We start from the raw sequence: 18,218 nt of genomic DNA on the forward strand, positions 1-18,218 counted from the left end.
ATTAACTCCTTGCCTAAAGGACTGAATCAGCCTTGTTTTTTGGTTACAGTTTCGACGATGTGCGACGGAGCTGTATTGTATTTTTTGAATTCCATAGAGTAGCTTGCGCGACCCTGGGACATCGAACGAACGTCGGTCGCATAACCGAACATCTCGCCCAACGGAACTTCAGCACGGATCACCTTACCGGAGACCGTGTCTTCCATACCCAGAATCATGCCGCGACGACGGTTAAGGTCGCCCATCACGTCACCCATATAGTCTTCAGGCGTAACAACCTCTACCGCCATGATCGGCTCGAGCAACTCACCACCGCCCTTCTGGGCCAGTTGCTTGGTCGCCATGGAAGCAGCCACCTTAAACGCCATCTCGTTCGAGTCGACGTCGTGGTAAGAACCATCAAACACGGTAGCCTTCAGGCCGATCAGCGGATAGCCGGCAACTACGCCGTTCTTCATCTGCTCTTCGATACCCTTCTGGATAGCCGGGATGTATTCCTTAGGAACCACACCACCCACTACTTCGTTCACGAATTGCAGACCTTCCTGACCTTCGTCAGCAGGAGCAAAACGGATCCAGCAATGGCCGAACTGGCCACGACCGCCGGACTGACGAACGAACTTGCCTTCGATTTCGCAATTCTTCGTGATGCGCTCACGATACGAAACCTGAGGCTTACCGATGTTGGCTTCGACGTTGAACTCACGGCGCATCCGGTCAACCAGGATGTCCAGGTGCAACTCGCCCATGCCAGAGATGATCGTTTGACCAGTCTCTTCATCAGTCTTGACGCGGAAAGACGGGTCTTCCTGAGCAAGTTTGCCCAGAGCGATACCCATTTTTTCCTGGTCATCCTTGGTCTTAGGCTCTACGGCAACCGAAATAACCGGCTCCGGGAAGTCCATGCGAACCAGGATGATTGGCTTGTCAGCGTTGCACAAGGTTTCACCAGTGGTGACGTCCTTCATGCCGATCAGGGCCGCGATGTCACCAGCGCGCACTTCCTTGATCTCTTCACGGGCGTTTGCGTGCATTTGCACCATACGACCCACGCGCTCTTTCTTGCCTTTGACCGAGTTGATCACGCCGTCGCCGGAGGCCAACACGCCCGAGTAAACACGGACGAAAGTCAAGGTACCCACGAATGGGTCGGTAGCGATCTTGAACGCCAGAGCCGAGAACGGCTCGTTGTCGTCTGCATGACGCTCCATCTGCTTTTCCTCGTCATCCGGGTCAGTACCCTTGATGGCAGGAATGTCGGTTGGAGCCGGCAGGTAGTCGATAACGGCGTCGAGAACCAGGGGAACACCCTTGTTCTTGAAGGAAGAACCGCAAACAGCCAGAACGATCTCACCAGCGATAGTACGCTGACGCAGAGCACCCTTGATTTCCTCGACGGTGAGTTCTTCACCCTCAAGGTACTTGTTCATCAGCTCTTCGCTGGCCTCGGCCGCAGCCTCAACCATGTTGTTGCGCCACTCTTCAGCCAGTTCCTGCAATTCAGCAGGGATGGCTTCACGACGAGGGGTCATACCCTTGTCGGCATCGTTCCAGTAAACGGCTTCCATGGTCATCAGATCGATCTGACCCTGGAAGTTGTCCTCGGAACCGATAGCCAGCTGGATAGGCACCGGAGTGTGACCCAGACGCTGCTTGATCTGAGCGATCACGCGCAGGAAGTTCGCACCGGCACGGTCCATCTTGTTCACGTAAACGATACGTGGAACACCGTACTTGTTGGCTTGACGCCATACGGTTTCGGACTGAGGCTCAACGCCGGAAGTACCGCAGAACACAACGACCGCGCCGTCGAGTACACGCAGGGAACGTTCAACTTCAATGGTGAAGTCTACGTGGCCCGGGGTATCGATGACGTTGAAACGGTACTGGTCTTTGTGCTGCTTGGCGGAACCCTGCCAGAAGGCGGTAATGGCAGCAGAAGTAATGGTAATACCACGCTCCTGCTCCTGCACCATCCAGTCTGTGGTCGCGGCGCCGTCATGCACCTCGCCCATTTTGTGACTTTTGCCAGTGTAAAAAAGGACGCGCTCAGTGGTGGTGGTTTTACCAGCATCCACGTGTGCAACGATACCAATGTTACGGTAGCGATTAATCGGTGTTGTACGAGCCATAAAGCCCTCGCAAAATTAGTGACGCTAAAATTAGAAGCGGTAGTGCGAGAAAGCCTTGTTGGCTTCAGCCATACGGTGAACGTCTTCACGCTTCTTAACTGCAGCACCTTTACCTTCGGCAGCGTCCAACAGTTCGCCAGCCAAACGCAGAGCCATAGACTTCTCGCCGCGCTTGCGGGCGTAGTCTACCAACCAGCGCATTGCCAGAGCGTTACGACGGGAAGGACGAACCTCGACCGGAACCTGGTAAGTAGCACCACCAACGCGGCGCGACTTCACTTCGACCAGCGGAGCGATGGCGTCGAGTGCTTTTTCGAAGAGTTCCAGGGGATCGGTGCCGGCCTTACGAGCCTTCACGGTATCCAGGGCACCATAAACGATACGCTCGGCAACGGCTTTCTTGCCGCTTTCCATTACGTGGTTCATGAATTTGGCGAGGATTTGGCTTCCGTATTTCGGATCGTCCAGAATCTCACGCTTGGCTGCTACGCGACGTCTTGGCATTGATAAGCCCTCAAACGGTCTTCAGGTTAGCCCGGGACAGCTCCTATGGATGCGTGCCCGACCTTACTCTTATCGACTCAATAAAATGAAAAACTGCAAAACGGCCGATTACTTCGGACGCTTGGTACCGTACTTCGAACGACCCTGGTTACGACCTTTAACACCGGAAGTATCCAACGAACCGCGAACGGTGTGGTAACGAACACCTGGCAAGTCTTTTACACGACCGCCGCGGATCAGTACCACGCTGTGCTCTTGCAGGTTGTGGCCTTCACCGCCGATGTACGAGGAAACCTCGAAACCGTTGGTCAGGCGCACACGGCATACTTTACGCAGTGCCGAGTTAGGTTTTTTCGGCGTGGTGGTGTACACACGGGTGCACACGCCACGGCGTTGCGGGCAGTTCTGCAGCGCAGGCACGTCGGATTTCTCGACGATACGCTTACGCGGCTGACGTACCAGCTGGTTGATAGTTGCCATCTACTAGCTCCACTGTTGTCTTGCGACGCTATTGTCTTGCAAGAAAAGCAAAATGGCAGGAACGAGTTCCCGCCAAATTTAGGGGTACAAGAGTCTAAAGAGGATCTTGTCCCCAGTCAAGGCAAGGCCCCGCCCTCCCCGCTCATCCAATCTCGACAATTTGTCTCGATTCGATGAACGGAGTGACCAGGGCCTCACACTCATTTACCGCAGAACTCAGTTACCGCTCGAGTTCAGCGCTTCGGTCAGTGCAGCTTCCACTTCACTGGCGCTTACGCGCAACGGCTTGTCTGCATCACGGCGGCGCTTACGCTCGCTGTGATAAGCCAGGCCGGTACCAGCCGGGATCAGACGACCCACGACCACGTTTTCTTTCAGGCCGCGCAGATAATCGCGCTTGCCGGTTACCGCCGCTTCGGTCAGTACGCGAGTGGTTTCCTGGAAGGAAGCCGCCGAGATGAACGATTCGGTGGACAACGACGCCTTGGTGATACCCAGCAGAACACGAGTGAACTTGGAGACAAACTTGTCTTCGCCGCTCAGACGCTCGTTCTCTACCAGTACGTGAGTCAATTCCATCTGGTCGCCCTTGATGAAACTGGAATCGCCGGATTCAGCGATCTCAACTTTACGCAGCATCTGACGCAGGATGGTCTCGATGTGCTTGTCGTTGATCTTCACGCCTTGCAGACGGTAAACGTCCTGGATCTCGTTGACGATGTACTTGGCCAGCGCACTCACACCCAGCAGACGCAGGATGTCGTGTGGATCGCTCGGACCGTCGGAGATAACTTCGCCGCGGTTTACCTGTTCGCCTTCGAACACGTTCAGGTGACGCCACTTCGGAATCAGCTCTTCGTACGGATCGCTACCGTCGTTCGGGGTGATAACCAGACGGCGCTTGCCCTTGGTCTCTTTACCGAACGCGATGGTGCCGCTGACTTCAGCCAGAATCGACGCTTCTTTCGGACGACGGGCTTCGAACAAGTCGGCAACACGCGGCAGACCACCGGTGATGTCTCGAGTTTTCGAAGTCTCTTGCGGGATACGAGCGATAACATCACCGATCGCGATCTTCGCACCATCCGCTACGCCGACCAGGGCGTTGGCTGGCAGGAAGTACTGAGCGATAACGTCAGTGCCTGGCAGCAACAGATCCTTGCCGTTGTCGTCGACCATCTTCACGGCAGGACGGATGTCTTTACCGGCAGCTGGACGATCTTTGGCGTCGAGTACTTCAATGTTGGTCATACCGGTCAATTCGTCAGTCTGACGCTTGATCGTGATGCCTTCTTCCATGCCCACGTAGGTCACGGTACCTTTCATTTCGGTAACGATCGGGTGAGTGTGCGGATCCCACTTGGCCACGATGGCGCCAGCTTCGACCTTGTCACCTTCTTTAACCGAAATCACGGCACCGTACGGCAGCTTGTAACGCTCACGCTCACGACCGAAGTCATCAGCGATAGCCAGCTCACCGGAACGGGACACGGCAACCAGGTGACCATCCACTCGCTCAACATGCTTCAGGTTGTGCAGACGGACGGTACCGCCATTCTTCACCTGAACGCTGTCGGCCGCGGAGGTCCGGCTTGCCGCACCACCGATGTGGAACGTACGCATCGTCAGCTGGGTACCCGGCTCACCGATGGACTGGGCAGCGATAACGCCGACCGCTTCACCGATGTTCACCTGGTGACCACGAGCCAGATCGCGACCGTAGCACTTGGCGCAAATACCGAAACGGGTTTCGCAGCTGATCGGCGAACGCACGATCACTTCGTCGATGCTGTTCAGCTCGATGAACTCGACCCACTTCTCGTCTACCAGGGTGCCGGCAGGAACGATGACGTCCTCGGTACCTGGCTTGAATACGTCACGGGCGATAACTCGACCCAATACGCGCTCACCCAGCGGCTCTACAACGTCACCGCCTTCAATGTGCGGAGTCATCAGCAGACCGTGTTCGGTGCCGCAATCGATCTCGGTTACAACCAGATCCTGCGCCACGTCTACCAGACGACGAGTCAGATAACCCGAGTTCGCCGTTTTCAACGCGGTATCCGCCAGACCTTTACGAGCACCGTGAGTGGAGATGAAGTACTGGAGTACGCTCAAACCTTCACGGAAGTTCGCAGTAATCGGCGTTTCAATGATGGAACCGTCCGGCTTGGCCATCAGACCACGCATACCGGCCAGCTGACGAATCTGTGCTGCGGAACCCCGCGCACCCGAGTCGGCCATCATGTACATCGAGTTGAAAGACTCTTGGTCGACTTCGACGCCATGACGGTCGATGACTTTCTCTTTCGAGAGGTTGGCCATCATCGCCTTGGAAACTTCGTCGTTCGCCTTGGACCAAAGGTCGATCACTTTGTTGTACTTCTCGCCCTGGGTTACCAGGCCGGAGGCGTACTGACTTTCGATCTCTTTCACTTCGTCGGTGGCTGCACCGATGATGCGGGCTTTTTCATCCGGGATAACGAAGTCGTTAACACCAATGGAAACGCCGGAAATGGTCGAATAGGCAAAACCGGTGTACATCAACTGGTCAGCGAAGATCACGGTCTCTTTCAGACCAACCACGCGGTAGCACTGGTTGATCAGCTTGGAGATCGCCTTTTTCTTCATCGGCAGGTTGACGACGTCGTACGACAGACCTTTTGGCACAACCTGGAACAACAGCGCACGGCCGACAGTGGTGTCGACGATACGGGTGTTGGTCACGCTGCCGCCATCACGGTCGTTGACGGTTTCGTTGATCCGCACCTTGACCTTGGCGTGCAGTGCGGCTTCGCCGGCACGGAACACACGGTCAACTTCCTGCAGATCCGCGAACACACGACCTTCGCCCTTGGCGTTGATCGCTTCACGAGTCATGTAGTACAGACCCAATACAACGTCCTGCGACGGAACGATGATTGGCTCACCGTTGGCTGGCGACAGAATGTTGTTGGTCGACATCATCAACGCACGCGCTTCGAGCTGGGCTTCCAGCGTCAGCGGTACGTGCACGGCCATTTGGTCGCCGTCGAAGTCGGCGTTGTACGCGGCGCAGACCAGAGGGTGCAGCTGGATAGCCTTACCTTCGATCAGTACCGGTTCAAACGCCTGGATACCCAGACGGTGAAGGGTCGGTGCACGGTTGAGAAGAACCGGGTGTTCGCGAATCACTTCAGCGAGAACGTCCCAAACCTCTGGCAGTTCGCGCTCGACCATCTTCTTGGCAGCCTTGATGGTGGTAGCGAGACCACGCATTTCAAGCTTGCCGAAAATGAACGGCTTGAACAGCTCGAGAGCCATTTTCTTCGGCAGACCGCACTGGTGCAGACGCAGGGTCGGACCTACGGTAATTACCGAACGGCCGGAGTAGTCAACACGCTTACCGAGCAAGTTCTGACGGAAACGACCCTGCTTACCCTTGATCATGTCAGCCAGGGATTTCAGAGGACGCTTGTTGGAACCGGTGATAGCGCGGCCACGACGACCGTTGTCGAGCAGTGCGTCGACGGCTTCCTGCAACATACGCTTTTCGTTGCGAACGATGATGTCCGGAGCGGACAGATCCAGCAGGCGCTTCAAACGGTTGTTACGGTTGATCACTCGACGATACAGATCGTTGAGGTCGGAAGTCGCGAAGCGACCGCCATCCAGCGGGACCAGTGGACGCAGATCTGGCGGCAGAACCGGCAGAACGGTCAGCACCATCCACTCTGGCAGGTTGCCGGAACCCTGGAAGGCTTCCATCAACTTCAGACGCTTGGACAGCTTCTTGATCTTGGTTTCGGAGTTGGTTTGCGGAATCTCTTCACGCAGACGGCCAATCTCGTGCTCCAGGTCGATAGCGTGCAGCAGTTCGCGGACAGCTTCGGCACCCATGCGGGCATCGAAATCGTCACCGAACTCTTCCAGCGCTTCGAAGTACTGCTCGTCGTTGAGCAGCTGACCTTTTTCAAGGGTGGTCATGCCTGGATCGATAACGACATAGCTCTCGAAGTAGAGAACGCGTTCGATATCACGCAGGGTCATGTCCATCAGCAAGCCGATACGGGACGGCAGCGATTTCAGGAACCAGATGTGGGCAACTGGCGAGGCCAGTTCGATGTGCGCCATGCGCTCACGACGAACTTTTGCCAGCGCGACTTCAACGCCGCACTTCTCGCAGATCACACCACGGTGCTTCAAGCGCTTGTACTTACCGCACAGGCACTCGTAATCCTTTACCGGGCCAAAGATCTTGGCGCAGAACAGGCCGTCACGCTCAGGTTTGAACGTACGGTAGTTGATGGTTTCCGGCTTTTTAACTTCACCGAACGACCACGAACGGATCATCTCAGGCGATGCCAATCCGATACGGATGGCGTCGAACTCTTCGACTTGACCCTGGTTTTTCAGCAAATTCAGTAGGTCTTTCAAGGCCTTTCCTCCTGGCGGAGCAGAGAGCGGGCAATCCTGCCCCGCTCTCGATTCGCGTCACGTGTTATTCGGTTTCCAGATCGATATCGATGCCGAGGGAACGAATTTCCTTGATCAACACGTTGAAGGACTCGGGCATGCCCGGCTCCATACGGTGATCGCCATCCACGATGTTCTTGTACATCTTGGTACGGCCGTTCACATCGTCCGACTTCACTGTGAGCATTTCTTGCAGAGTGTAAGCGGCACCGTATGCTTCCAGTGCCCAGACCTCCATCTCCCCGAAACGCTGACCACCGAACTGCGCCTTACCACCCAGCGGCTGCTGGGTAACCAGGCTGTACGAACCGGTAGAACGAGCGTGCATCTTGTCGTCTACCAAGTGGTTCAGCTTCAGCATGTACATGTAGCCAACGGTAACCGGGCGCTCGAACTTGTTGCCGGTACGGCCGTCGGTCAGCTGCATCTGGCCGCTTTCTGGCAGGTCCGCCAGTTTCAGCATGGCCTTGATTTCGCTTTCCTTGGCACCGTCGAACACTGGAGTGGCCATTGGAACGCCGCCACGCAGGTTTTGAGCCAGATCCAGGATTTCCTGATCCGAGAAGTCATCGAGGCTTTCCTGACGACCGCCGATCTCGTTATAGATCTCGTGCAGGAACTTGCGAAGCTCGGCGACCTTGCGCTGCTCTTCAACCATGCGGTTGATCTTCTCGCCCAGACCTTTGGCCGCGAGGCCCAGGTGGGTTTCAAGGATCTGACCGACGTTCATACGCGAAGGTACGCCCAACGGGTTGAGGACGACGTCAACCGGGGTGCCATTGGCATCGTGCGGCATGTCTTCAACCGGCATGATCACGGAGACCACACCCTTGTTACCGTGACGACCGGCCATCTTGTCGCCCGGCTGGATGCGACGACGGATTGCCAGGTAAACCTTGACGATTTTCAGCACGCCTGGAGCCAGGTCATCGCCCTGCTGCAGTTTGCGCTTCTTGTCTTCGAACTTGTCGTCCAGCAGACGGCGACGATCAACGATGTAGGCCTGGGCCTTCTCGAGCTGCTCGTTCAGAGCATCTTCAGCCATGCGCAGTTTGAACCACTGGCCGTGCTCAAGACCGTCGAGAACTTCGTCGGTGATGTCCTGGCCTTTCTTCAGACCGGCGCCGCCTTCGGCTTTGTGGCCGACCAGAGCGGAGCGCAGACGTTCGAAAGTAGCACCTTCAACGATGCGGAACTCTTCGTTCAGGTCCTTGCGGATCTCGTCCAGCTGGGACTTCTCGATCGACAGGGCACGAGCATCACGCTCAACGCCGTCGCGGGTGAAGACCTGTACGTCGATGACAGTACCTTTGGTACCGGTAGGTACACGCAGGGAAGTGTCTTTAACGTCGCTGGCTTTTTCACCGAAGATCGCACGCAGCAGTTTTTCTTCCGGAGTCAGCTGGGTCTCGCCTTTCGGAGTGACCTTACCGACCAGGATGTCGCCTGCGCCAACTTCAGCACCTACGTAAACGATACCGGCTTCGTCCAGCTTGTTCAGAGCCGCTTCACCCACGTTCGGGATGTCGGCAGTGATTTCCTCTGGGCCAAGCTTGGTGTCACGGGCCACACAGGTCAGTTCCTGGATGTGGATCGTGGTGAAACGGTCTTCCTGAACAACACGCTCGGACAGGCAGATGGAGTCTTCGAAGTTGAAGCCGTTCCATGCCATGAACGCGATGCGCATGTTCTGACCCAGTGCCAGTTCACCCATGTCGGTGGACGGGCCGTCGGCCATGATGTCGCTACGCTGAACCCGATCACCCTTACGCACCAGCGGACGCTGGTTGATGCAGGTGTTCTGGTTGGAGCGGGTGTACTTGGTCAGGTTGTAGATGTCGACACCGGCTTCACCGGTTTCAACTTCGTCATCGGCAACACGAACCACGATACGGCTGGCGTCGACGGAGTCGATCACGCCGCCACGACGAGCCACGACGCAAACGCCGGAGTCACGGGCTACGTTACGCTCCATGCCGGTACCTACCAGCGGCTTGTCAGCGCGCAGGGTTGGTACAGCTTGACGCTGCATGTTCGAACCCATCAACGCACGGTTGGCGTCGTCGTGCTCGAGGAACGGAATCAGCGACGCAGCAACCGAAACTACCTGCTTCGGCGATACGTCCATCAAGGTGACGTCTTCCGGCGCCTTGACGGTGAATTCGTTCAAGTGACGAACAGCTACCAGCTCGTCGATCAGGACTTTCTTGTCGTTCATCGTGGCCGAGGCCTGAGCGATCACGTGATCGGCTTCTTCGATGGCGGACAGGAACACGATCTCGTCGGTGACCAGAGCGTCTTTCACCACACGATACGGGCTCTCGAGGAAGCCGTACTGGTTGGTGCGCGCATAAGCGGCCAGGGAGTTGATCAGACCGATGTTCGGACCTTCCGGCGTTTCAATCGGGCATACACGACCGTAGTGAGTCGGGTGTACGTCACGCACTTCAAAGCCGGCACGCTCACGAGTCAGACCGCCAGGGCCGAGTGCAGAAACACGACGCTTGTGGGTGATCTCGGACAGCGGGTTGTTCTGGTCCATGAACTGGGACAGCTGGCTGGAACCGAAGAACTCTTTCACCGCCGCAGCCACTGGCTTGGCGTTGATCAGGTCTTGCGGCATCAGGCCTTCGCTTTCAGCCATCGACAGACGCTCTTTGACCGCACGCTCAACACGTACCAGGCCAACGCGGAACTGGTTCTCGGCCATTTCGCCTACGCAGCGAACACGACGGTTACCCAGGTGGTCGATGTCATCGACGATGCCTTTACCGTTACGGATGTCGACTAGGGTCTTCAGTACCGCGACGATGTCTTCCTTGCACAGCACGCCCGAACCTTCGATCTCGGTACGACCGATACGACGGTTGAACTTCATCCGGCCGACCGCAGACAGGTCATAGCGCTCAGGGCTGAAGAACAGGTTGTTGAACAGGGTCTCGGCAGCGTCCTTGGTTGGCGGCTCGCCAGGACGCATCATGCGATAGATCTCGACCAGCGCTTCCAGTTGGTTGCTGGTGGAGTCGATCTTCAGGGTGTCGGAGACGAACGGACCGCAGTCGATATCGTTGGTGTACAGAGTTTCGATGCGAACAACCTGAGCCTTGGCGATTTTGGCCAGGATCTCGGTGTTCAGCTCGGTGTTGCACTCTGCCAGGATTTCGCCGGTTGCCGGGTGCACGATGACCTTGGCGGTTGTACGACCCAGGACGTAGTCCAGAGGCACATCCAGCTCTTTGATCCCGGCTTTTTCCAGCTGGTTGATGTGGCGAGCGGTGATACGACGACCCTGCTCGACAATAACCTTGCCTTTGTCATCCTGAATATCGAGGACAGCGATTTCACCGCGCAGGCGCTGAGGCACCAGCTCCAGGCTCAGGGTCTCGCCCTTCACGTGGAATACGTTGGTGGTATAGAACGCGTCCAGCACTTCTTCAGTGGTATAGCCCAGCGCGCGCAGCAGTACCGAGGCAGGCAGCTTGCGACGACGGTCGATACGCACGAATACGCAGTCTTTCGGGTCGAACTCGAAGTCCAGCCACGAACCGCGGTAAGGGATGATGCGCGCGGAGTACAGCAGTTTACCGGAGCTGTGCGTCTTGCCACGGTCGTGGTCGAAGAACACGCCCGGGGAACGGTGCAGCTGGGAAACGATTACACGCTCGGTACCGTTGATTACGAAGGTACCGTTCTCAGTCATCAGGGGGATTTCACCCATGTAGACTTCTTGCTCTTTGATGTCCTTGATCGCTTTGTTCGACGACTCTTTGTCGAAAATGATCAGGCGCACTTTTACCCGCAAAGGTACGGCGTAAGTTACACCGCGCAATACGCATTCTTTGACATCAAATGCCGGTTCGCCCAGGCGATAACCGACGTACTCCAGCGCAGCATTGCCGGAGTAGCTGATGATCGGGAAAACGGATTTGAAGGCCGCATGCAGGCCCACGTCGCGGAACTGATCTTTAGTCGCTCCCGCTTGCAAGAATTCACGATACGAATCCAGCTGGATGGCCAGGAGGTACGGCACATCCATGACGTCCGGCAACTTGCTAAAGTCCTTGCGGATACGTTTTTTCTCAGTATATGAGTAAGCCATCAGCGTTCCCCAGCTTGGTCACCTGCTTGTTTGGCCCCTCCCGACGGGAGCAGCCAGAAAATCGTGCAAACCCCATGGTTTGCGCCACCGCATCGGGTGGTTACAGCACGTTATCAGCACCGACCCAGTCGGCTGCCAATAACGGAAAAAGGCCGGTGGCAAGAGCCACCAGCCATCAGCCTGTCGCTTAACGCTCGGGCTGGAGGAGCAAAGTCGATGCTTACTTCAGCTCGACTTTAGCGCCTGCTTCTTCCAGAGCTGCTTTGGCTTTGTCAGCTGCGTCTTTGGCAACAGCTTCCAGAACCATGGCAGGTGCGCCGTCAACTACAGCCTTGGCTTCTTTCAAGCCCAGACCGGTCAGTTCACGTACAGCCTTGATCACGTTAACTTTCTTCTCGCCAGCTTCGGTCAGCATGACGTTGAATTCGGTTTGCTCTTCAGCAACGGCAGCAGCAACAGCTGGACCAGCCGATGCAGCAGCAGCGGTAACGCCGAATTTTTCTTCGAAAGCTTTGATCAGCTCAACAACTTCCATTACGGACATGTTGCCAACTGCTTCAAGGATATCGTTCTGAGAGATAGACATGAATCTAATTCCTGATATTGGGGACGGCCTACGCGACCATCGAAAAAAACAAAAAACGCGAGAAGTTGACGAGCCTTAGGCTGCAGCAGCTTCTTTCTGGTCGCGAATTGCCGCCAGAGTACGAGCCAACTTGCTGGTAGCGCCTTGAATCACGCTCATCAGCTGAGAAATTGCTTCGTCACGGGTCGGCAGAGTTGCCAGTACGTCGATTTGGTTAGCTGCGAGGAACTTGCCCTCGAACGCAGCTGCCTTGATCTCGAACTTGTCCTGACCCTTTGCGAATTCCTTGAAGATCCGGGCAGCAGCGCCTGGATGTTCTTTGGAGAACGCAATCAGGGTAGGGCCAGTGAACACGTCGTTGAGGACACTGAATTCAGTGTCAGCAACAGCGCGCTTGAGCAGGGTGTTACGTACAACACGTACGTAAACGCCAGCTTCACGAGCCTCTTTACGGAGTCCGGTCATCGCGCCTACTGTTACGCCACGGGCATCAGCCACGACAGCGGACAGAGCGACTTTGGCAGCCTCGTTGACTTCAGCGACGATGGCCTTCTTGTCTTCGAGTTTAATTGCCACGGGTTTAACTCCTGCTTGTTACCGTTTCATCTGGTCGAAACCGGATGTCGTTTTGGTGTCTGATTCGGTAAGGAACCGGGAGCACCATCTGCGTAGGCTTGTGGTTTAAGACTTGCGCCGCCTACGGTCTTGGATAGCCCCCGCCAGGCAGGGACCCCAATTTTTCAATTGGCGCAATAGCTTGCACCAATCTGTGTCTTACGCGTCGAGCGAGCTTTGGTCGATGACCAGACCTGGGCCCATAGTGGTGCTCAGGGTAACGCGCTTGACGTAAATGCCTTTCGAGGAAGCTGGCTTGATACGCTTCAGATCAGCGATCAGGGCTTCAACGTTTTCCTTCAGCTTGACGGCGTCGAAGCCGATCTTGCCAACGGAAGTGTGGATGATGCCGTTTTTGTCAGTGCGATAACGAACCTGACCAGCCTTGGCGTTTTTAACCGCGGTAGCTACGTCTGGGGTTACGGTGCCGACTTTAGGGTTAGGCATCAGGCCACGTGGACCGAGGATCTGACCCAACTGACCTACAACGCGCATTGCATCCGGGGATGCGATCACTACGTCATAGTTCAGGTCGCCGCCTTTCATTTCGGCAGCCAGATCGTCCATGCCTACGCGGTCAGCGCCGGCAGCCAGAGCGGCTTCAGCAGCTGGACCCTGGGTGAACACAGCAACGCGAACGGTCTTGCCAGTGCCGTGTGGCAGCACAGTAGCGCTACGAACGACCTGGTCGGATTTACGCGGGTCAACACCCAGGTTTACAGCTACGTCGAACGACTCGCTGAACTTGACAGTCGACAGCTCGGCCAGCAGGGCAGCAGCGTCTACAAAGTTGTAGGCCTTGCCTGCTTCGATTTTGCCGGCGATAGCCTTTTGACGCTTGGTCAGCTTAGCCATTACACACCCTCCACGTTAAGGCCCATGCTACGAGCAGAACCGGCGATGGTACGCACGGCTGCTTCCATATCAGCTGCAGTCAGATCCGCGTTTTTGGTTTTCGCGATTTCTTCCAGCTGAGCACGGGTCACGGTGCCAACCTTAACGGTGTTCGGACGAGCGGAACCGCTGGTCAGACCGGCCGCCTTCTTCAGCAGAACCGAAGCAGGGGTGGATTTGGTTTCGAAAGTGAAGCTACGGTCGCTGTAGACAGTGATGATCACTGGAGTCGGCAAACCTGGCTCAAGACCCTGAGTACGGGCGTTGAAAGCCTTGCAGAATTCCATGATGTTCACGCCGTGCTGACCCAGAGCAGGACCAACAGGTGGGCTTGGGTTAGCCTGAGCGGCCTTCACTTGCAGCTTGATGTAAGCGGTAATCTTCTTGGCCATGAGGCACTCCAATTACGGGTTCGAACGCCTCGAGAGGCTCCCCGGTTACTTGCGCGTTTATCCCAGTGACGACAAAACCCCACAGCCTACGGCTGCGGGGTTGGGATTTTTGTTCAACTAGACCTTTTCGACCTGGCTGAACTCGAGCTCCACCGGAGTAGAGCGACCGAAAATGAGCACTGCGACCTGAATCCGGCTCTTTTCGTAGTTAACTTCTTCAACAACACCGGTAAAGTCCGCAAACGGACCGTCGTTGACACGCACCGACTCACCCGGCTCGAACAATGTCTTCGGCTTCGGCTTGTCGCTGCCATCGGCAACGCGACGCAGAATGGCTTCTGCTTCTTTATCGGTGATTGGCGCAGGCTTATCAGCAGTACCGCCGATGAAACCCATCACCCGAGGAGTATCCTTGACCAAGTGCCAAGTACCCTCGTTCATATCCATCTGCACCAGCACATAGCCAGGGAAGAATTTGCGTTCGCTTTTGCGCTTCTGGCCATTGCGCATTTCAACCACTTCTTCAGTGGGAACCAGAATCTCGCCGAAGCCATCTTCCATACCGGCCAGCTTTACGCGCTCGATCAGCGAGCGCATTACATGCTTCTCGTAACCGGAGTAAGCATGCACAACATACCAACGCTTAGCCACGGGACACCCTTAGCCGACGATCAAGGAAACAAGCCAGCCGAGCAGGGAATCAAGCCCCCACAACAGCAACGCCATAACCAGGACAACAGCCACAACGATCAACGTGGTCTGCGTGGTTTCTTGGCGAGTTGGCCAAACGACTTTACGAATTTCGGTGCGCGCTTCCTTAACCAGTACAAAGAAAGACTTGCCCTTGACCGTCTGCAGGCCTACAAAGGCAGCTACAGCAGCAATAGCAAGCAATGCGAGTACGCGGTACAGGATCGGCGAAGCAGAAAAGTACTGATTGCCAACAACGCCAACAACCACCAGAGCGACTACTACAAGCCACTTGAGGAGGTCGAAACGAGAGCCTTGAGCTTCAGCTTTAGGAGTCATCTATGAAGATCCTGTGAAAAGAAAGCCAGACACACCGAGTGAATCTGGCAGGTCAGGAGGGAATCGAACCCCCAACCTACGGTTTTGGAGACCGTCGCTCTGCCAATTGAGCTACTGACCTAAAACAAAATCAGGCCGACCATTATGCCGACCCGAAAAAGACTTTACAACACTTACCAGGCAATCCTGGTTGCAACACCGGCATTCTCGACACCAGCAACCTTCAGAAACACAATCAGGCGCAACCACTACCACCTAAAACAAAGGCAGATATTTTCATATCTGCCTTGTTATATGGAGCTCTTGAGCGGATTTGAACCGCTGACCTCACCCTTACCAAGGGTGTGCTCTACCAACTGAGCTACAAGAGCGTAACACTGTGCAAAACCTGTAAACTTGGAGCGGGTAGCGGGAATCGAACCCGCATCATCAGCTTGGAAGGCTGAGGTTCTACCACTAAACTATACCCGCGAGGCTTACAGCTCTCGCTAAAAATGGTGGAGGGGGAAGGATTCGAACCTTCGAAGTCGTAGACGTCAGATTTACAGTCTGATCCCTTTGGCCGCTCGGGAACCCCTCCTAAGCGAGCCGGCATTCTACATCATGCCAGCCTTCTGTCAAGCATTTTTCTCATTAAAAACCTGAGCTTAGCTGCGTTGACCTCGCTTCACACCGTTAACCGTTTCCGGTGTTCGCTGTGGAGCGGGCGCCATTCTATGCAAACTATTCGATGGGTGCAACCCCCTCGCACGGCATTATTTTATGTTTTAACTCATTGAATTCTTTAGAAAGGTTTAGCAGCTGCAAATCGTCCAGCCAACGCCGGCTTTCCGGCGCGATACGCACCCAATACCCTGCCCCTTCGGTCGCAGCTTTCGGCAGAGACTGATACTTGACCTCCATCCCGCTCAAACGACGCTCAACCGCCTGCGCGGCCTCCTGGCGCGTATAGCCGCCCAGATAAAGGCAGCCATTGTCTGTCGAGACAGCTTTACCCCTATCCTTGGAGACGTCACCTGCTTCGCTCAACAAGCGGATATCTTGTTGAGACCCGCGATACAGACTCAAAGGCGTGACATCCTTCGCGCGCAGAGGAGCCTCTTGTTGATGCCAGATGTAGTAGAAGCCATTGAGGACAAGCAGCAGCAGAAACAACCAACGCATAAAAACCTCAGGACAAGGGACAGGCCATGGCCAATCCGACAAACACCAAGTCCGGAACAACCCTGGCCTGAGGCACGGCCTCAGTAACCAGGCTCGCATCCCCCCCGGTGAGGAATACGACAAAGTCCTCACCCCAATAACTGCGCGCCAACTCGAGCTGAGTCATTACGAAGCCGCGCAACATCAACAGACAACCACGCTCTACAGCCTCGACAGTCGCGCGCCCCGGGACAAGACTTTCCAGAGCCTGCTCGGCCGCCAGATCCCCATAACGAATTTTGCGAGTATGGGTGCGCAATTGGTTTCGCATCAACGGCATCCCCGGACAGATGAAACCACCCAGGTGCTCTCCATCCGCCGCGATAAAGTCAGCAGTCACCGCCGTACCGAAGTCGAGCACCAGGCACGCACCTGAAGCCAGATGAAAGCCTCCAAGCATTGCAAGCCACCGATCCAGACCCAGCCGCTCAAACTCCTCATACCCATTGCGCACACCTGACATTTCGCGCGCTGGCGTTGCGCACACAACCGGCACATCAAAGGTATCCCTGAGCAAAGACGTCAGCGCAGCGGTTTCCTCCGCGGTCCTGACGCTCACCAGCCGGCAAAACGTGAGGGCAAGCCCTTTGAGCCCCCCCAACCCCTCCAGCAATGCGAGATTGGAATCGACGACTCCCTCACCAAGCACCTGCCCAGCATTAACGGCAAGCACACGCCACTTGATGAAACTATTCCCACAATCGAGCTCAAGAATCATCACGCAACCTCAGGCTCAACTCACCACCACTGAAGACTTTCTCCACACCATCCACCTTCAGGCGCAAGGCGCCCTGGCCATCGATACCAAGTACCTCACCATCAATTTGATTGACACCGGCAATCAACGACACGCTTCGCCCCTGCCACAGATGATTTTGCTCCCACTCCGACTGGATGGCCAAAAAACCACCCGCCTGGTGACGAGCCAGGTATCGCTGCAGCATCTCCCCCAGCATCGCGACCAATTGGTTGCGATCAAACAATTTGCCTGACTCGAGCCGCAGGGATGTCCATTGCTGGTCCACTTCGTCAGCGGACTGCATGTTCACATTGATTCCCACTCCCAGGACCACGTGACACACATCAGCAGGATCACCAACCAACTCGAGCAGTATCCCCGCGATTTTTTTCTGACCTACAAGGACATCGTTAGGCCATTTCAATCCAGCGGCTGCAATACCGAGCTCACGCAACGTCTGCAAGACAGCGAGCCCAACGACGAGACTCAAGCCCTCCAACTGACGCATCCCACCATCAATGCGTAGCACCAGGCTGTAATAGACGTTTTCTGCGAACGGACTAACCCACTTGCGACCACGCCGCCCACGCCCGGCTGTCTGCCGCTCCGAAAGCACCACAAACGGCGCCGCTTGCCCACGATCAATAGCGCGCAGCGCCTCGGCATTAGTGGAGTCGATTGAATCGTAAACCCGGACGGGCCAGCTGCAAGAAGGCGCCTGAGCGCTTATCTCGGCAGGATCGAGCAGCGCCAATGGCGCGGACAATTGATAGCCGCGCCCACGAACCTTGTGAATAGACAAACCCAGCTCAGCTTCCAAATGCTGAAGCTGCTTCCACACAGCACTACGACTGACGCCCAGGGCAGCACCCAATGCTTGACCCGAATGGAATCGGCCATCTTTAAGAAGCTTTAACAACGTCAGCATGCAGGTCTCGCCTCACAATGAGGCCCGCATGATAGCCACGCACCGAGCGATTGCATAGAAATCCAGTAGCCGTGACTTTCCCGCGGACAAAAACAAAACCCCTACCTGCATACGCAGATAGGGGTTTCGGAATTTAATCTTGACGATGACCTACTCTCACAT

At 55.8% G+C, this 18,218-nt stretch carries 14 protein-coding genes and 4 tRNA genes; all 18 read right to left on the reverse strand.

Translation table 11 applies throughout. From position 1 onward, the window contains the following. Positions 1-26: 26 nt before the first annotated feature. Positions 27-2,132, reverse strand: coding sequence for an elongation factor G (gene fusA, locus AC1RP7_RS22455; protein ID WP_057713099.1), 2,106 nt, complete (start codon positions 2,130-2,132; stop codon positions 27-29). Positions 2,133-2,162: 30 nt separating this feature from the next. Continuing rightward, positions 2,163-2,636 (reverse strand): 30S ribosomal protein S7, encoded by a 474-nt coding sequence (gene rpsG, locus AC1RP7_RS22460; protein ID WP_007994653.1) that lies wholly within the window; start codon positions 2,634-2,636, stop codon positions 2,163-2,165. Positions 2,637-2,744: 108 nt separating this feature from the next. Further along, positions 2,745-3,116: a 30S ribosomal protein S12 gene (gene rpsL / locus AC1RP7_RS22465; protein ID WP_003186084.1), complete on the reverse strand. Its 372-nt coding sequence runs from the start codon at positions 3,114-3,116 to the stop codon at positions 2,745-2,747. A 216-nt stretch (positions 3,117-3,332) separates the two neighbouring features. Next, a complete protein-coding gene (gene rpoC / locus AC1RP7_RS22470; protein ID WP_008053876.1) occupies positions 3,333-7,532 on the reverse strand; it encodes a DNA-directed RNA polymerase subunit beta' in 4,200 nt (1,399 codons plus the stop codon). Positions 7,533-7,596: 64 nt separating this feature from the next. Further along, positions 7,597-11,670, reverse strand: coding sequence for a DNA-directed RNA polymerase subunit beta (gene rpoB, locus AC1RP7_RS22475; RefSeq protein ID WP_007984407.1), 4,074 nt, complete (start codon positions 11,668-11,670; stop codon positions 7,597-7,599). Between the two features lie 220 nt (positions 11,671-11,890). Continuing rightward, positions 11,891-12,256, reverse strand: a complete 366-nt coding sequence (gene rplL, locus AC1RP7_RS22480; RefSeq protein WP_007970414.1) for a 50S ribosomal protein L7/L12 — start codon at positions 12,254-12,256, stop codon at positions 11,891-11,893. A gap of 75 nt (positions 12,257-12,331) precedes the next feature. Then, the gene (gene rplJ / locus AC1RP7_RS22485) at positions 12,332-12,832 is read right to left on the reverse strand and encodes a 50S ribosomal protein L10 (protein ID WP_007970413.1); all 501 of its coding nucleotides are present in this window, start codon (positions 12,830-12,832) and stop codon (positions 12,332-12,334) included. Positions 12,833-13,030: 198 nt separating this feature from the next. After that, the gene (rplA, locus tag AC1RP7_RS22490) at positions 13,031-13,726 is read right to left on the reverse strand and encodes a 50S ribosomal protein L1 (RefSeq protein WP_003186095.1); all 696 of its coding nucleotides are present in this window, start codon (positions 13,724-13,726) and stop codon (positions 13,031-13,033) included. Further along, the gene (rplK, locus tag AC1RP7_RS22495) at positions 13,726-14,157 is read right to left on the reverse strand and encodes a 50S ribosomal protein L11 (RefSeq protein ID WP_007933726.1); all 432 of its coding nucleotides are present in this window, start codon (positions 14,155-14,157) and stop codon (positions 13,726-13,728) included. The genes rplA and rplK overlap by 1 nt, the downstream gene beginning before the upstream one ends. A gap of 117 nt (positions 14,158-14,274) precedes the next feature. Further along, positions 14,275-14,808: a transcription termination/antitermination protein NusG gene (gene nusG / locus AC1RP7_RS22500; RefSeq protein WP_007984405.1), complete on the reverse strand. Its 534-nt coding sequence runs from the start codon at positions 14,806-14,808 to the stop codon at positions 14,275-14,277. A gap of 9 nt (positions 14,809-14,817) precedes the next feature. Further along, entirely contained in the window at positions 14,818-15,186 is a 369-nt protein-coding gene (secE, locus tag AC1RP7_RS22505; protein WP_007984402.1) for a preprotein translocase subunit SecE, read from the reverse strand. A 45-nt stretch (positions 15,187-15,231) separates the two neighbouring features. Continuing rightward, a tRNA-Trp gene (locus tag AC1RP7_RS22510) sits at positions 15,232-15,307 on the reverse strand. Between the two features lie 174 nt (positions 15,308-15,481). Continuing rightward, positions 15,482-15,557, reverse strand: a tRNA-Thr gene (locus tag AC1RP7_RS22515). Between the two features lie 26 nt (positions 15,558-15,583). After that, positions 15,584-15,657: transfer RNA gene (locus AC1RP7_RS22520), tRNA-Gly, on the reverse strand. A gap of 24 nt (positions 15,658-15,681) precedes the next feature. Next, a tRNA-Tyr gene (locus tag AC1RP7_RS22525) sits at positions 15,682-15,766 on the reverse strand. Positions 15,767-15,909: 143 nt separating this feature from the next. Then, positions 15,910-16,350: a hypothetical protein gene (locus AC1RP7_RS22530; protein ID WP_493182732.1), complete on the reverse strand. Its 441-nt coding sequence runs from the start codon at positions 16,348-16,350 to the stop codon at positions 15,910-15,912. Between the two features lie 7 nt (positions 16,351-16,357). Further along, positions 16,358-17,107, reverse strand: a complete 750-nt coding sequence (locus tag AC1RP7_RS22535; RefSeq protein WP_150814489.1) for a pantothenate kinase — start codon at positions 17,105-17,107, stop codon at positions 16,358-16,360. Continuing rightward, a complete protein-coding gene (gene birA, locus AC1RP7_RS22540) occupies positions 17,097-18,056 on the reverse strand; it encodes a bifunctional biotin--[acetyl-CoA-carboxylase] ligase/biotin operon repressor BirA (RefSeq protein ID WP_493182730.1) in 960 nt (319 codons plus the stop codon). The genes AC1RP7_RS22535 and birA overlap by 11 nt, the downstream gene beginning before the upstream one ends. Positions 18,057-18,218: the final 162 nt, after the last annotated feature.

It is taken from the genome of Pseudomonas sp. GW822-FHT01E03, assembly GCF_058802985.1.

Coding starts and splice junctions, on each gene's coding strand:
- fusA (WP_057713099.1), bottom strand. CDS start 2,132: ATGGCTCGTACAACACCGATTAATCGCTACCGTAACATTGGTATCGTT.
- rpsG (WP_007994653.1), bottom strand. CDS start 2,636: ATGCCAAGACGTCGCGTAGCAGCCAAGCGTGAGATTCTGGACGATCCG.
- rpsL (WP_003186084.1), bottom strand. CDS start 3,116: ATGGCAACTATCAACCAGCTGGTACGTCAGCCGCGTAAGCGTATCGTC.
- rpoB (WP_007984407.1), bottom strand. CDS start 11,670: ATGGCTTACTCATATACTGAGAAAAAACGTATCCGCAAGGACTTTAGC.
- rplL (WP_007970414.1), bottom strand. CDS start 12,256: ATGTCTATCTCTCAGAACGATATCCTTGAAGCAGTTGGCAACATGTCC.
- rplA (WP_003186095.1), bottom strand. CDS start 13,726: ATGGCTAAGCTGACCAAGCGTCAAAAGGCTATCGCCGGCAAAATCGAA.
- rplK (WP_007933726.1), bottom strand. CDS start 14,157: ATGGCCAAGAAGATTACCGCTTACATCAAGCTGCAAGTGAAGGCCGCT.
- secE (WP_007984402.1), bottom strand. CDS start 15,186: ATGACTCCTAAAGCTGAAGCTCAAGGCTCTCGTTTCGACCTCCTCAAG.
- AC1RP7_RS22530 (WP_493182732.1), bottom strand. CDS start 16,350: ATGCGTTGGTTGTTTCTGCTGCTGCTTGTCCTCAATGGCTTCTACTAC.
- AC1RP7_RS22535 (WP_150814489.1), bottom strand. CDS start 17,107: ATGATTCTTGAGCTCGATTGTGGGAATAGTTTCATCAAGTGGCGTGTG.
- birA (WP_493182730.1), bottom strand. CDS start 18,056: ATGCTGACGTTGTTAAAGCTTCTTAAAGATGGCCGATTCCATTCGGGT.